Source organism: Klebsiella sp. JB_Kp042 (genome assembly GCF_040065275.1).
GTDB classification, from domain to species: domain Bacteria; phylum Pseudomonadota; class Gammaproteobacteria; order Enterobacterales; family Enterobacteriaceae; genus Klebsiella; species Klebsiella quasipneumoniae.
The window spans coordinates 168,657-182,583 of the sequence record NZ_JBEAJL010000026.1; the positions used below are offsets into that span (position 1 = coordinate 168,657).

At 57.1% G+C, this 13,927-nt stretch carries 15 protein-coding genes; 4 read left to right on the plus strand and 11 right to left on the minus strand.

The annotated features are described in order from the left end of the window. Positions 1-95 precede the first annotated feature (95 nt). Entirely contained in the window at positions 96-662 is a 567-nt protein-coding gene (maa, locus tag ABLV54_RS09110) for a maltose O-acetyltransferase (protein WP_050533075.1), read from the plus strand. Here the strand turns inward: maa and ABLV54_RS09115 are convergent. Then, positions 634-765, minus strand: coding sequence for a hypothetical protein (locus tag ABLV54_RS09115; protein WP_032428629.1), 132 nt, complete (start codon positions 763-765; stop codon positions 634-636). The two genes, maa and ABLV54_RS09115, sit on opposite strands and share 29 nt — an antisense overlap. A gap of 33 nt (positions 766-798) precedes the next feature. On the opposite strand from ABLV54_RS09115, the gene ABLV54_RS09120 reads away from it, so the two are divergent. Beyond that, positions 799-1,269, plus strand: coding sequence for a YlaC family protein (locus tag ABLV54_RS09120; RefSeq protein WP_023288642.1), 471 nt, complete (start codon positions 799-801; stop codon positions 1,267-1,269). Here ABLV54_RS09120 and ABLV54_RS09125 read toward each other — a convergent pair. Further along, complete coding sequence (locus tag ABLV54_RS09125; RefSeq protein WP_050533076.1) at positions 1,238-2,695, minus strand: PLP-dependent aminotransferase family protein; 1,458 nt, start codon at positions 2,693-2,695, stop codon at positions 1,238-1,240. The two genes, ABLV54_RS09120 and ABLV54_RS09125, sit on opposite strands and share 32 nt — an antisense overlap. 100 nt (positions 2,696-2,795) lie before the next feature. On the opposite strand from ABLV54_RS09125, the gene ABLV54_RS09130 reads away from it, so the two are divergent. Continuing rightward, positions 2,796-3,494, plus strand: coding sequence for a GNAT family protein (locus ABLV54_RS09130; RefSeq protein WP_044521289.1), 699 nt, complete (start codon positions 2,796-2,798; stop codon positions 3,492-3,494). Here ABLV54_RS09130 and ykgO read toward each other — a convergent pair. The 3 genes from ykgO to ABLV54_RS09145 form a co-directional block, all read right to left on the minus strand. Beyond that, on the minus strand, positions 3,491-3,631 hold the full coding sequence (gene ykgO, locus ABLV54_RS09135) for a type B 50S ribosomal protein L36 (RefSeq protein WP_002892018.1): 141 nt from the start codon (positions 3,629-3,631) through the stop codon (positions 3,491-3,493). The two genes, ABLV54_RS09130 and ykgO, sit on opposite strands and share 4 nt — an antisense overlap. Then, the gene (locus tag ABLV54_RS09140; RefSeq protein WP_004204754.1) at positions 3,631-3,894 is read right to left on the minus strand and encodes a type B 50S ribosomal protein L31; all 264 of its coding nucleotides are present in this window, start codon (positions 3,892-3,894) and stop codon (positions 3,631-3,633) included. The genes ykgO and ABLV54_RS09140 overlap by 1 nt, the downstream gene beginning before the upstream one ends. Positions 3,895-4,010: 116 nt before the next feature. Beyond that, entirely contained in the window at positions 4,011-5,081 is a 1,071-nt protein-coding gene (locus tag ABLV54_RS09145) for a LacI family DNA-binding transcriptional regulator (RefSeq protein ID WP_023288639.1), read from the minus strand. Positions 5,082-5,351: 270 nt separating this feature from the next. Between ABLV54_RS09145 and ABLV54_RS09150 the strand changes: the two genes are divergently transcribed. After that, complete coding sequence (locus ABLV54_RS09150) at positions 5,352-6,623, plus strand: maltoporin (protein ID WP_023288638.1); 1,272 nt, start codon at positions 5,352-5,354, stop codon at positions 6,621-6,623. A gap of 136 nt (positions 6,624-6,759) precedes the next feature. Here the strand turns inward: ABLV54_RS09150 and ABLV54_RS09155 are convergent, their stop codons facing one another. The 6 genes from ABLV54_RS09155 to ABLV54_RS09180 all read right to left on the minus strand — a co-directional run bounded on the left by ABLV54_RS09155 (position 6,760) and on the right by ABLV54_RS09180 (position 13,898). Further along, positions 6,760-7,074: a glucose PTS transporter subunit EIIB gene (locus ABLV54_RS09155; RefSeq protein ID WP_023288637.1), complete on the minus strand. Its 315-nt coding sequence runs from the start codon at positions 7,072-7,074 to the stop codon at positions 6,760-6,762. Between the two features lie 64 nt (positions 7,075-7,138). Beyond that, positions 7,139-9,196: a beta-galactosidase gene (locus ABLV54_RS09160; RefSeq protein WP_050533077.1), complete on the minus strand. Its 2,058-nt coding sequence runs from the start codon at positions 9,194-9,196 to the stop codon at positions 7,139-7,141. 30 nt (positions 9,197-9,226) lie between these two features. Next, positions 9,227-10,429 (minus strand): arabinogalactan endo-beta-1,4-galactanase, encoded by a 1,203-nt coding sequence (locus tag ABLV54_RS09165; protein ID WP_050533078.1) that lies wholly within the window; start codon positions 10,427-10,429, stop codon positions 9,227-9,229. A gap of 4 nt (positions 10,430-10,433) precedes the next feature. Further along, on the minus strand, positions 10,434-11,285 hold the full coding sequence (locus tag ABLV54_RS09170) for a sugar ABC transporter permease (RefSeq protein ID WP_004204761.1): 852 nt from the start codon (positions 11,283-11,285) through the stop codon (positions 10,434-10,436). A 10-nt stretch (positions 11,286-11,295) separates the two neighbouring features. Then, positions 11,296-12,603 carry a sugar ABC transporter permease gene (locus tag ABLV54_RS09175; protein WP_017898898.1) on the minus strand — a complete coding sequence of 436 codons (1,308 nt, stop codon included), beginning with the start codon at positions 12,601-12,603 and terminating at the stop codon, positions 11,296-11,298. A gap of 62 nt (positions 12,604-12,665) precedes the next feature. Continuing rightward, entirely contained in the window at positions 12,666-13,898 is a 1,233-nt protein-coding gene (locus tag ABLV54_RS09180; RefSeq protein ID WP_017898899.1) for a maltodextrin ABC transporter substrate-binding protein, read from the minus strand. Positions 13,899-13,927: the final 29 nt, after the last annotated feature.

Below are 13,927 nucleotides of genomic sequence, written 5' to 3' on the forward strand. Positions count from 1 at the left end.
TGATAGTCATCACATCATTTAGCCAACAGCAAACCTGTAACCGGTTTCTTTTTTATACTGCTGCGGCCATCTAACGTCAGGTATAAGGAAGACCAATGAGTGAAGAAAAACGCAAAATGATCGCCGGTGAGCTCTATTTATCTGGCGACCCAACGCTACGCGCCGATCGTCTGCGCGCCAGACAGCTGCTGCACCGTTACAATCATTCCGCCCCGGATGCGCAGGAAGAACGTCAGCGTATTCTCGCCGAGCTGCTCGGTCGCGCTGGCGATGCGTATATCGAGCCAAGCTTTCGCTGCGACTACGGCTACAATATCTTTCTCGGCGCCGGTTTTTACGCCAATTTTGACTGCGTGATGCTGGACGTCTGCCCTATCCATATTGGCGATAACTGCATGCTGGCCCCGGGCGTCCATGTCTATACCGCCACCCATCCGCTGGATGCTGAGGCCCGAAACAGCGGCCAGGAATATGGCAAACCGGTGACCATTGGCCACAATGTGTGGATTGGCGGTCGGGCGGTGATCAATCCCGGGGTGACCATTGGCGATAATGCGGTCATCGCGTCCGGAGCGGTGGTCACTAAAGACGTCCCCGCCAGTACCGTTGTCGGCGGCAACCCGGCGCAGATCATCAAGCGCCTTCCGCCGCCAAATGCGTAACTGTTATGCTTTTCTGTAACTGATCTGTTACTTTCTCCGCAGAATACTGCAACATAAAATAGCCTTCAGGCTGAGCCTGCCACGCCCGAGCCACCGGGCGCACGGGGCAGGCTTATTGCAGAATTCGGGGACCAAGATGACAGAAATACAACGCCTGCTAACTCACACCATTGACGAACTGAACGTGCAGGAAAAACGCGATAATCGCCCGCGTTTTAGCATCAGTTTTATCCGTAACCATCCGGGCCTGTTTGTTGCCATGTATGCCGCGTTTCTGGCGACGCTGGTGGTGATGCTGCGCTCTGAAACGCTGGTGGATTCGGTCTGGTTGTTGGTGGTGCTGTTCATCCTGTTCAACGCTTTTTTCTTCTTTGACGTCTATCCACGCTATCGTTACGAAGATATCGATGTCCTCGACTTTCGCGTGTGTTACAACGGCGAATGGTACAACACCCGCTTTGTCCCCCGACAGCTGATCGACCGTATTCTGCAGTCGCCGGACGTCGATAGCGAGCAGAAGGCGCAGCTTAAAAAAATGGTCGACACCAAAGGCGATCTCTCCTTTTACGATGTCTTTACGCTGACCCGAGCCGGTACTGCGCAATAAGACGATTCAGCGTCCGCAGCGCCAGCGGATAGCGGGAAGCAGAAGTATTGCCATACCCCAGCACCAGCCCGCTCCGCCCCCGCCGCGGGTCGAGATAGAAATGACTTAGCGCAGCGGGCGCCAGCTGAAACTGACGCGCCTGCTGCGCTATCGCGCGATCGTCGATCCCCTCGATGGCCAGCGTCAGATGGAGCCCCCCTTCCCCACCAAGGACTTCGCACGGCACGGTGATCTCTTGCGCCAGCGCCTCGCGCAGCAGCTGCTGACGTTTGCGGTACAGACGACGCATCGCCGCCAGATGACGCGCATAGTGCCCCTTCTCGATAAAGCTGGCCAGCGCCCGCTGTTCAGCGCGGTGCCCTCCGCGCAGCAGCGCGCCAATGGCCCCCTGAGCGGCATCCGCCAGCGCGGGCGGCATTACCATAAAACCGATACGCAGCGCCGGAAAAAGGGTTTTGCTGAAGGTGCCGAGATAGACCACCGGGGCATCCGGGACCATTCCCAGCATCGCCGGGATCGGCTCTCCGCTGTGGCGAAACTCGCTGTCGTAGTCATCCTCCACAATCCACGCGCCGTGCCGATGGGCATACTCCACCAGCGCCAGACGCCGCGCGGCGCTCATAACGCTCCCAAGGGGATACTGATGAGAGGGAGAGGTGAAAATCAGCCGGGGTGGCTCTGCCGCGCCGTTGGCCATACACATCCCTTCATGATCGACGGCCATCCCACAGACCTGCAGCCCCGCCCGCTGGAAACCACTCCTGGCGCCCAGGTATCCCGGCTCTTCCTGCCACACGGTGTCGCCCGGGTTGGTCAACAGCGAGGCGCATAAGTTGACCCCTTCCAGCGCCCCCTCGGTGATGACGATCTGCCGGATGTCGCACTGAATACCCCGGGAGAGCGCCAGATGGCGAGCGATCGCCTCCCGCAGTTGGGGATCGCCCGCGGCCTCACCGTAACCCAGCAGCATGCTGCCCTCGTCGCGCAAAGCCTTATCCATTAACCGCCGCCACAGCGGCAGCGGGAAATAGTTCACCGCCGGCATGCCAGGGGTAAACGGCAGCGCCGGCGAGTCACGGCGCATAGCGGCTGGCAGCCCCTGCAGCCGCTCAGACAGCACAACGGGTGGCGCGATTACCTCCTGCCGGCGGCTGGCGGCGAGCGGCACAACCTGCGTCCCCTGACGGCTTCGCGTCAGGTATCCTTCCAGCGTCAGCTGCTCCAGTGCGGCATTCACCGTATTGCGCGACAGATGCAGTCGACCGGCAATCACGCGCGATCCTGGCAAACGGCAGCTGGCCGCCAGGGTTCCCTGCAGGATGGCATGGCGCAAAGTGTGGTAAAGGGCGCGCTGCAGGGTTTCGTCCGTTCGCTGCCGCATCCCCTGCGTCACCAATCCATAAAACGCATCGTCCGGTATGTTCATGTCACCTCCTCGTGGATCCATAAGAACATACTCTGGTGGCACTTTTTATGGAACCAGACAGCGCGTACGCTGCCTGTACATCCCCAATAAGGAAACCGCAATGTGTGAATACAATCAGTTTGGACAGGCGCTCGGCGCCGCGCTGCCCGACTGGCAACCCCGCCCCTGGCCAACGCGGCAGGTACTTCAGGGCAGCCGCTGTCGGCTCGAACCGCTCACCCTCGCCCACGCCAGCGATCTGTTTGCTGCCCACCAGCTGGCGCCCGACGCCCGCAGCTGGACGTGGCTGCTGCGCGAACCGGAAACCAGTCTGGCTGAATTTAGCGCCTGGGTGGCGCAGGTTGCGACGCTGACCGATCCTATCCATTTCGCCGTCGTTGACCAGCAGCGCGGGACGGCGGTCGGGTCGCTGGCGTTAATGCGTATCGATGCCAACCACGGCGTGGTCGAGGTGGGGCATGTCCATTTCTCTCCATTGCTGAGCCGAACGGCTATGGCCACCGAAGCGCACTGGCTGTTGATGCAGTATGTTTTCGGGACGCTCGGCTACCGTCGCTATGAATGGAAATGCAATAGCCTCAATACGCCGTCAGGCCGGGCGGCAAGGCGACTGGGATTTCAGTACGAAGGACGTTTTCGTCAGGCGCTGGTGAGCAAAGGACACAACCGGGACACGGACTGGTTTTCAGTGATTGATGGCGAATGGCCGCAGCTGGATAGCGCCATGCGCCAATGGCTGGCCGCCGACAATTTTACCGCCGACGGCCAGCAGCGCCGTCCCCTGGAAAGCTTCCGTTAACGACGTTTTTTGCGCCCCTGCACCGCTTTAAAGCGGGGGTTGCTCTTACAGATCACGTACAGCCGCCCTTTGCGTTTGACCAGTTGGCAATCCGGGTGGCGCTGTTTGGCGCTGCGTAATGAGTTAACGACCTGCATCATGCCTTCCTTTTTGCATCAATAAAGCCGCCGAAACGCTGGCGGAAACGGGCCGCGCTACCCTCGCTGGCGAACGTTTTTTGTTTGCCGGTGTAGTAAGGATGCGATTTCGATGAGACATCGATCGTCACATACGGATACGTCTCACCGTCGAGCTCAATCACGCGTTCGGTGCGGATGGTTGAGCCAACTTTAAAATATTCATTGGCGCTGGTGTCGTGAAACACCACCGTGCGATAGGGAGGATGGATATGGGCTTTCATGATGATCTCGCAATTATGTTATAACATAACAATTAAGTTACGCCGTTCCACGACAAAGATCAACCATGGTTATAGCAGGGGTAATAACAAAGAGGCGAGTTTCCTCGCCTTTGGCTTCAGGGCGCCAGACGGTGAGCGATTGCGCGAAGTTGCTCCGCGATGGCCTGCAGATCTTTCCCCTGCTCGACTCTGGCGCCGCTGGAATGGCGAATCACCAGGCGCGCCGGCAGGATGGATGAGGTATGCGCCGCGCCGCTGGTACTGGCGAGGATCCGCCGCACCGCCTCTTTACCCTGCAGGTCGAGGTCCAGCGATACCGTACTCAATGCCGGATAGAAAAAGGAGCTTTCATAGGTATCGTCATAGCCAATCACCGATTTCTCTCCCGGCACCGCCACCTGATGCTGATGGAAGGCGCTGAGCACCCCCAGCGCCATTTGGTCATTGCCCACCAGCACAGCGCTGAAGTTCGGCGTTTCACGCAGCATCTGCAGCGCGCCGGCGTAGCCGCTTTGCGCATCCCAGTTGCCGTGCAGGACGGTCACCGGCTTCAGGCCGTAGCCATCCAGGGTCTCCAGCCAGCTTTTCAGCCGCAGTTTGGCCGATACGGAGCTGTCCGGCCCCGCCAGCAGCGCGATCTCCCGATGCCCCATCTCGTAGAGATATTTGACGCTGGCCCGGGTGCCGTCCGCCGGGTTAAACGAAACGTTAAACACGGAGCTGTAGGGATCAACATCGAGAAACAGGCAGACGATATCATCGTTGTCAGCGGCGATTTTCTGCGCCTGTTCGGTCTCCAGCGGCACGTTGATAATGACCTTATCCACCCGCTGAGACTTCAGCTCATTGATGGAATCCTGGATGCTTTGGTTGACGCTCTCATCGATCATCGAAATCAGGACCTGGTAACCTTCCAGGTTGGCATAGCGTTTTACCGCCGCCGCCACCTGGGAGGGGGCATGCCAGGCCAGCGAAATCGTCACCAGCCCCACCGTCTGGCTCTCCTTCCCCACCAGCTGCTGCGCCAGCCGGTTGGGCACATAGCGTAGAGCCTCTATCGATTTCTCCACCTTGCGGCGCGTCGCTTCGGATACATTGGCAGATTTGTTGAGTACCCTGGACACGGTCTGGTAAGAGACACCCGCATGACGTGCGACGTCTTCCAGAGTAGCGCTTTTAGACTTCATGGTCCGGTTCCTTATGTTGTTATCCCATGATTGTAACAGGGGCCATTTGAAAAAACGCTCACCGCCACTTCTCACCGCAAAATTAGACCACAAAAAGTATTACGTTCACAACCAGGTTAATTGTGAATCACCTCACTCATCACAACAAAAACCAGCGTTATTATTTGCACTTAGTCACACAATAATCATATCTCGTTTGCCTGAAGTTACATTTAGGCATTTTATGACATCAGTTATGTGAACGTAATACAAAACAATAAGAGGATAGAGATGAATACGACACTGCGCGCCCTTTCCACAGCATTAGCCGCTGCGCTAATCACCCCTTCCGCCTTTGCGGCTACCGCTGCGATCCCGACCGTTGATTTTCATGGCTATTTGCGCGCCGGGGTTGGGGTCTCCGGCGACGGTAGCGAAGCGGAATGGCAAAAGAACAAGCTGGGCCGGTTGGGGAACGAATCGGATACCTATGGCGAACTGGAATTGGGCTCCGAGGTCTACAAAAAAGATGATGTCAGTTTCTATCTCGACAGCATGGTCAGCATGGTCTCCGATGGCTCTAACGATAATGAAACCACGTTGAACGATGACGCGCAGTTCGGCTTACGTCAGCTGAATCTGCAGATCAAAGGGCTGATCCCGGGCGATCCGAATGCGGTGATCTGGGGCGGCAAACGTTACTATCAGCGTCACGATCTGCACATCATCGATACCAAATACTGGAACATTTCCGGCTCCGGGGCCGGGGTGGAAAACTACACCCTTGGCCCGGGCGCCGTCTCGCTGGCGTGGATCCGCGGCGATGCCAACGACGTTGACTATCGCGTCGATGGCGACAGCAACGTCAATATCAACTATATCGATTTACGCTATGCGGGATGGAAGCCGTGGTCCGGGTCGTGGACCGAATTCGGCATCGACTACGCCATGCCGAACACCACCAAAAAACAGGACAGCTACGGCGGGCTGTACGATGCCGAAAATGGCGTGATGCTAACCGGTGAAATCAGTCAGGATATGCTGGGCGGCTATAACAAAACCGTGCTGCAGTATGCCAACAAAGGGCTGGCGCAGAATATGGTCTCCCAGGGCGGCGGCTGGTACGATATGTGGAACTACGTGAATGACGCCACCGGCTATCGCGTGATTAACACCGGTCTGATCCCCATTACCGAGAAGTTCTCCATCAACCACGTTCTGACCTGGGGCTCGGCGGATGATATTACCGACTACACCGACAAAACGCGGATGCTGTCGCTGGTCGCCCGCGGGCAGTATCAGTTCACCGACTACGTGCGCCTGATTGGCGAAGTCGGCGGTTTCTATCAGAAAGACAGCTACAACAATGGCACCAGTTACAAACAGGCCGGTGAGAAATATACCATTGCGCTGGGTCTGGCGGACGGGCCGGACTTTATGTCACGTCCGGAATTACGTATTTTCGCGTCGTATCTGAATGATTCCGAAGATGGTAAACCATTTGAAGACCAGACGGCGAATAATACCTGGAATTTCGGCGTGCAGGTTGAAGCCTGGTGGTAATATCGCTCTGGTAAGAAAAATACGTTATTGATATCTCCAACGCTAAGGTCATTAATTACCCTCCGGTAATCATTATTGCCACTGCTGTCTTTGTCTTATTTTCGGGATAACCTGTTTTCAGGTTATCCCATTTTATTTATTTCCGCGCGGCAAAATGGTCATCCAGCAATTGACGTAGCGCATCGGACTGCTTACCGAAAATAGCATGAACCTGCTGACCAAGAATAATGACGCCCAGCGCGCCCTGCTGCTGTAATGCGTCAGAGTCCACGGCCGCCAGATGACGAACCGTTACCCGCAGACGGGTAATACAGGCGTCCACTTGGGTAATATTCGCTTCACCGCCGAAAGCCTGAATCAGCGCCTCGATTTGCTGTTTTTCCGCTTCGCTTAACGGCTGTGCCGGACGCGCAGGCGAGAAATAGTGCAGGAAAGATTTTAAACTCACCATCATAAACTCCAGGGTAATAGATAAAAAAAAGCCTGCTCGGCAGAGCAGGCGTGGAGAAAAAGGATTACGCGTGGCGACGGAGAATACGGCAATCCCATGCTGACAGGGTCAGCGGGTCCGCCACCGCCGCGTCGGTCAGGCAATCCCGATACCCTGGCGGCAGGCTCAGGGTATGGCTTTGCGCGCTGTAGTTCTGCAGGAAGACAAACGTACTCTCACCGTCGGTGCGCGCGGTGGCCACCACTCCGGGCGGTAAATCCGCCGCGATCGCCCGCGGCAGCGCCAGCTCCTTGCTCAGGGCGGCAAAAAAGTCGCGCTGGAAGGCCAAATCGTTGCGGGAGGCCACATGCCAGGCTTTACCTTTCCCGAAGCCGTTCACCGTCACCGCTGGCCTTCCGGCATAAAAATCATCTCGGTAGGTGGCCAGCGTCTGCGCGCTTTCGGTATGGATCAGTTCACAGAGATGGCGCACCTGATAGGGGCCCTGAAGTCCGCACTGATTCCCGGCCAGGCCCTGCACCAGATTAAACTCGCCGTCATTCAGACAGTCGATCTCCTCCGCCCAGATGCCCAGAAGATTGCGCAGCGGGCCCGGGAAGCCGCCGAGATAGCAGAGATCGGACTCGTTGACGATGCCGGTCCAGTAGGTGGTCACCAGATGGCCGCCGCTGGCGACGAACGCCTCCGCCCGCCCGGCAAAGCCGTCGCGCACCATGTATAACATCGGGGCAATCACCAGCCGATACGGCGTTAAATCAGCGTCGGCGTCAATCACATCGACGGCGATGCCCTGCTCCCAGAACGGACGGTAGTGCTCATTGACCGTCTTCTCATACTCCATACCCAGATTGCGCGGCCCCTGGGCGTCATCAAGCGCCCAGCGGTTCTGCTGGTCGAAAATAATCGCCACTTTCGCCTCGGTGCGACACCCCCTCACCGCCGGCAGCTTGCTGAGGATCTCGCCGAGCTGGCTGACTTCACGGCCAATGCGGGTATCAATATGCCCAACGTGGTCGACCACCGCGCCGTGGAATTTCTCAACCGAACCACGGCTCTTGCGCCACTGGAAATACTGCACCGAGTCGGCGCCATGCGCCACCGCCTGCAGCGAAGAGAGAATATGCATCCCCGGTTTCTTCAGTTTGCTGGTCGGCTGCCAGTTGGTGGCGCCCGGCGTGGACTCCATCAGCACAAACGGCTGGCCGCCCTTCAGGCTGCGCATCATGTCGTGATACATCGCGGTATAGCAGGCCAGCGCGGTTTCGTCTTTGTCGCGGTGCCACATCGGATAGCTGTCCCAGGAGATAAAGTCCAGCACCTCCGCCAGCTGCCAGTAGTCGTAATCGTAAAAATACTCCATAAAGTTGGTGGTCACCGGCAGGGCGGCATTCGCCGCCTTCAGCGGGGCGATTTCATGGCGGCAGAAATCGGTCACCTGGGCGGTATTAAAGCGATGCCAGTCCAGATTCAGGCCGTGGATCGACACCTCGCCCTGCGGCGCAGGCGATTCAATCTGCGACCAGTCGCTGTAGGTATGGCTCCAGAAAGTGCTCCACCAGGCCTGGTTGAGATTCTCCAGGGTCTGGTACCGCGCCTTCAGCCAGTCGCGAAAGCGAGTCTGGCAGCGCTCGCAATGACATTCGCCGCCATATTCATTGGAAATATGCCAGCCCAGCACCGCCGGGTGCGCAGAATAGCGCTCCGCCAACAGGGTATTGATTTTAAGGGTCTTCTCACGATACACCGGCGATGACATACAGTGGTTGTGACGGCCGCCGTGCAGGGCTGGCACCCGATCGCGCCCCACCCGCAGAACCTGCGGATAGCGCTGTGACATCCACGCCGGACGCGCGCCGCTCGGCGTGGCCAGAAAAACATGAATGCCGGCGGCATACAGTTTATCGAGGATAGTATCCAGCCAGGCGAAATCAAATACCCCTTCGCACGGCTCAAGTTTCGCCCAGCTAAATATTCCCACCGACATCACATTACATTTTGCCTGCTGCATCATGGCAATGTCTTTATCAATAATATCGGGGTCATTCTCCCATTGTTCCGGGTTATAATCTGCGCCATGCAGCAGCGTATTAACCTTTGGATGTAAAGGTGCAAATTTATTCATAATAAACTTCCTGAAAAGAACGACAAAAAATTAATTAAATACTTTTACCGACGGCAATACTTTTCCCTGGCAATCAAATAGCGCCTGATTTTCACGCGCATTGCCCTCTTTCCATTCGTCATGGATATATTTCATCCCCGCCGGGGTGGCCCAGGTATTTCCCGGAACGGCAATCCACGTGGGCTCCCAGTAAAAAATCCCTTTGCCGCGCTGGTCGGGAACATCGATAACCGCCTGCATCAGATCGTGGATATAGCGATATTGTCCCTGCACGCTGGCGGGATATCCCCCGTCCTTTTCCTCTTTGGCCTGGAAACTATTTTCCGCGTTATCGCAATTGGCCAGGGTATAGGCATAGGCCGCCTCGACGACAATAACGTCTTTGTTATAGCGTTTGCTGATGTCATCCATATTGGCCTTCAGGGCGCTGATCGGCCCGTTCCAGTAGGTGTACATCGACAAACCGATCACGTCATACGGCACATGGCGTTTCTCTATTTCGTCAAACCACCAGCGGAAGGTATCGTTTTTGGTCCCTTCAGCCAGATGCAGCATGATTTTCACCTGTTCGCCGTTGTGCAGGTTCGCCTTCAGGCCATCAATGGCCGCGTTCAGCAGACCAGCCAACCGGTCGAACTCTCCGCCCCCTTGCCCCCAGCTTTTCCCTTCCGGCCACAGCATACCGCCATTGATCTCATTGCCGATCTGCACCATATCCGGCAGGACGCCCGCCTGCTTAAAGCGGGCGATGGTATCCCGGGTATAGTCATGAATCGCCGTTTTCAGCTGCGGGTAATCCATCTTTTCCCAGGCCTTCGGTTTGAACTGCTTGCCGGGATCGGTCCAGAAATCGCTGTAATGAAAGTCGAGCAGCAGCTTCATTCCCTGGGCTTTCGCGCGTTTCGCCAGCGCCAGGGTCGTGGCCAGATCGTTATTCCCGCCGCCATAGCCCTCGCCGCTTGCCGAATGCGGATCCACCCACAGGCGGAGGCGAACATAGTTGACGCCGTTCTCTTTCAGAATGGCGATCGGATCCTTACGCTGGTTATTCTGGTCGTAGAAGGTCGCCCCGTGCTTTTCAGCATCCAGCAGCGTGGAGATATCCGCGCCTTTAATAAAGTCCGCCGGCATGCCCTGAAAGGCGCGGGTTTCAAGCGCGTCCGCCGCCAGCGAAGGGGGGGAAAAACTGCATGCCAGACAAACCGCAAGCCATGCGGGTGTAAATCTTTTCATGTGCTTATCCTTTAGTACTGCCCGAGGTCAGGCCGGAGACGAAGTATTTTTGTAACGCCAGATAGAGGATCGCGACCGGCACGGCAATCAGCACCGCCCCCGCCGCGTAGGTGGTGTAGCTGGCCCCCATTTTTTGCGCCACCAGGTTATACAGACCGATAGGCAGGGTGTATTTATCCGGGGTACGCAGGATGGTGCTGGAGAGGATGAAATCCCCCAGCGGGCCGGTGAAGGAGAACAGCGCCACCACCGCGAGGATCGGCCTCGACAACGGCATGATGATCTCGATAAAGATGCGAAAGCTGCTGGCGCCGTCCATGCGGGCGGACTCATCCAGATCTTTGGGGATCGCGTCGAGATACCCCTTCATCAGCCAGGTGTTCATCGGGATCATTCCCCCGACGTAGATCAGCACCAGCGCCAGATGGCTGTTAATCAGGCCAAGCAGTTGCGACAGCACAAAGATGGCAATCAGCGCGGAAAACTGCGGGATCATCTGCAGCAGCAGGAACAGCATCAGCCCGTTCTGCCGCCCTTTAAAGCGGAAGCGGGAGAAGGCGTAGGCGGTAAAGCTGACGCTAATCAGGGTCAGCACCATGGTCAGGAAGCTGATTTTCATCGAGTTCCAGTACCAGGTAAGGTAATTCACATTGCCATTGAACAGATCGGCATAGTGCTGGAACGACAGATTTTCCGGAATGATCGAGGTACTCAGCAGGCTATTGCCGGCGTTCAGCGACGCCCCGACGGTCCAGACCAGCGGATAGATAATCACCACCGAGACCAGGATAACCACCAGCCAGGTGAGAGAGAGTCGGATCCACTTTTCGCGTTTAATACTGGGTGATTGAGCCATGTTGCTTCCCTTACGCCATGTCGTCATTTTTGAAGGATTTGGTGGCGCGGAACTGCCACAGCGCCAGGCCGACGACGAAGATCGACAGCAGGATAGTGATGGTCGCCGCGATGGCGTACTGCGACGAGGACATCGTCAGCTTATAGATCCACGACACCAGAATATCCGTCCCGCCGGCGTTAGATCCCGCCACCGCAGGGCCGCCGTTGTTAAACAGATAAATGATGTTGAAATTATTAAAGTTGAAGGTGTACTGGGTGATGATGATCGGCGCGATCGCGTACAGCACCAGCGGCAGGGTGATGGTGCGCAGGCGGGTAAAGGCGCTGGCGCCGTCCATCGTCGCCGCTTCATACAGATCGTCCGGGATCGCCTGCAGCACGCCGGTGGTCATGGCAAAGACAAACGGGAAGCCAAGCCAGGTCTGCATCATGATCAGCGCGGTTTTGGTCCAGAACGGGTCGGTCAGCCATGCCTTTGGACTGATGCCGAAGAATGACAGGATCGCGTTGTTAATCACCCCGAAGGAGTCATTGAACATCCCGGCAAAGACGAGGATGGTGACAAACCCCGGCACCGCCCACGGCAAAATAAAGATAGTGCGGATCAGCGGCTTAAAGCGCAGATCTTTTTGGTTCACCAGAATCGCCAACAGCACGCCCACCGTACACTGCAGGGTGGTCGCCAGCAGCGTCCACACCACGGTCCACTGCAGCACATCCAGGAAGGTGGAGCGCCAGATGGAGAGGGTGAAAATATTGACGAAGTTTTTCAGGCCCACCCAGTCCACCAGCTTCGCCGGCGGCGTGTGGTACAGGTTATAGTTGGTGAAGGCGATGGCGAAACCAAACAGAATGGGAAAGATCACCACAAAGACCAGCAGAATAAAGCCTGGCGTGATCATCAGGTACGGGAAGCCGTCGCTCAGCAGCATCTGGTACTGCTTACGCACGCTGTTCAGCGCGACTCCCTCATCGCGTTTTTTGCCGTTCAGCCACGCGTCCCGCAGCGAGAGAAAATAGATCAGCACGCCAAAAGCGACGATCAGCACGCTGATAATCCCCTCCGCTAACAGGAAGATAGAGTTATCCCGGGGCACCTCTTCACCCAGGGTATAGAGCCCCCACAGCCCCTCGCGCAGGAAATCATAAAAAATACCCAGAAAGCTGCTCAACAACACCAGGAAGACCAGCCCCTTCAGCCACTGGCGATGATAAAACTGGCCGAAACCCGGCACGATTGCCAGCAGCAGGCCGCACCACGCATGGCGCCCGGGCCCGCGCGCGTCGCTAAAATTTTCGCTGGAATGGATGCTCACACTCGACTCCTTCTACAAACGGGAGGTCCCCCTCCCGCTCGGTGACTTCACGTGACGGTAAATTACTGATTGCTGGCCTGCATCGCTTCGATCTGCATCTTGATCTGTTTCACCGCGTTATCGAGCGCGGCCTGCGGCGCCTGCTTGCCGGTGAGGCTCAGTTCAAGCGCGGCATTAGCCGGCCCCCACACTTCCCCCATCTCCGGAATGCCCGGCATGGCCATCGCCCGCGCCGACTGTACGGCGACGGCGCTGGCCTTTTCGTCATTTTTAATCACCGGGTCGTCAATCATCGCCTTCAGCGGCGGGATTTCGCCGGTGGCGACATAGCGGGCTTTTACATACTGCGGCTGGTTGATGAACTCGATAAACTGTTGCGCCAGCGCCTTGTCTTTACTCCAGGTCGATACCACGTAGCCCTTAACGCCGAGGAAGGAGCTCATCGGCTTGCCGTCCGGCAGGGTCGGCAGCGGCACCACGCCATAGTTGATACCGGCGGCTTCATACGGCTGGAAGGCCCAGGGGCCGTTGATCACCGCCGCCGCTTTTTTCTCGGTAAACAGCGAATCAATGGCGTTCAGCCCGTTATCGCCGAGGATCCCTGCAGGGAAAGCCTTCTCGGCATAGAATTTTTTCAGGAAGGTCACGGCTTCCACAGCGCCGGGAGTATTGAGCCCCACCTGCTGCGGGTTGAAACCGCCGCCGTCGTTCTTCGCGAAGATATAGCCGCCCATCGGGCCAATGGCTCCCCAGCTGTAGTAGATCTGATCAAACTTCGCCAGCAGGCCGTATTTGTTCTGCTCGCGCTGGGTCTTCGAGTAGTCCAGCCAGGCCTGCAGGCTGTCCAGCGGTTTGTCGATCAGGTCCTTGTTGTAGATAAGCACCAGGGTTTCCACCGCTTTCGGGATGCCGTACAGCGCGTTGTCCATGCGGAAGGCATTGATAGAGGCTGGCGTAAAGGCATCCTGTTTCGCCTGCTCGACGTTGAGCGGCGAGAGAAGCCCCTGAACGACGGCGCCGCCGAGTTGGTCATTCGGGATCACCAGCACGTCCGGCCCAATGCCCGCCGGGCCGTCGAGGCGCAGTTTTTCCAGCTGCTGGGCATAAGGCATCTCCTGCAGATTGACCTTCACGTTGTACTGCTTCTCAAAATCGCTGACCGCGGTTTTGATGCCAGTGGATTTTTTAATGTCTTCCCAAACGTTGAGCTGCCCGGCGGCATGCGCCTGCAGGCTGGTAAGTTGCCCCGCCGCGAGGGTGGTAAGGATCAGTGCAGCAAGCGTGTTCTTTTTCATTATCAACCTCATGTGAAGGTATAACAATT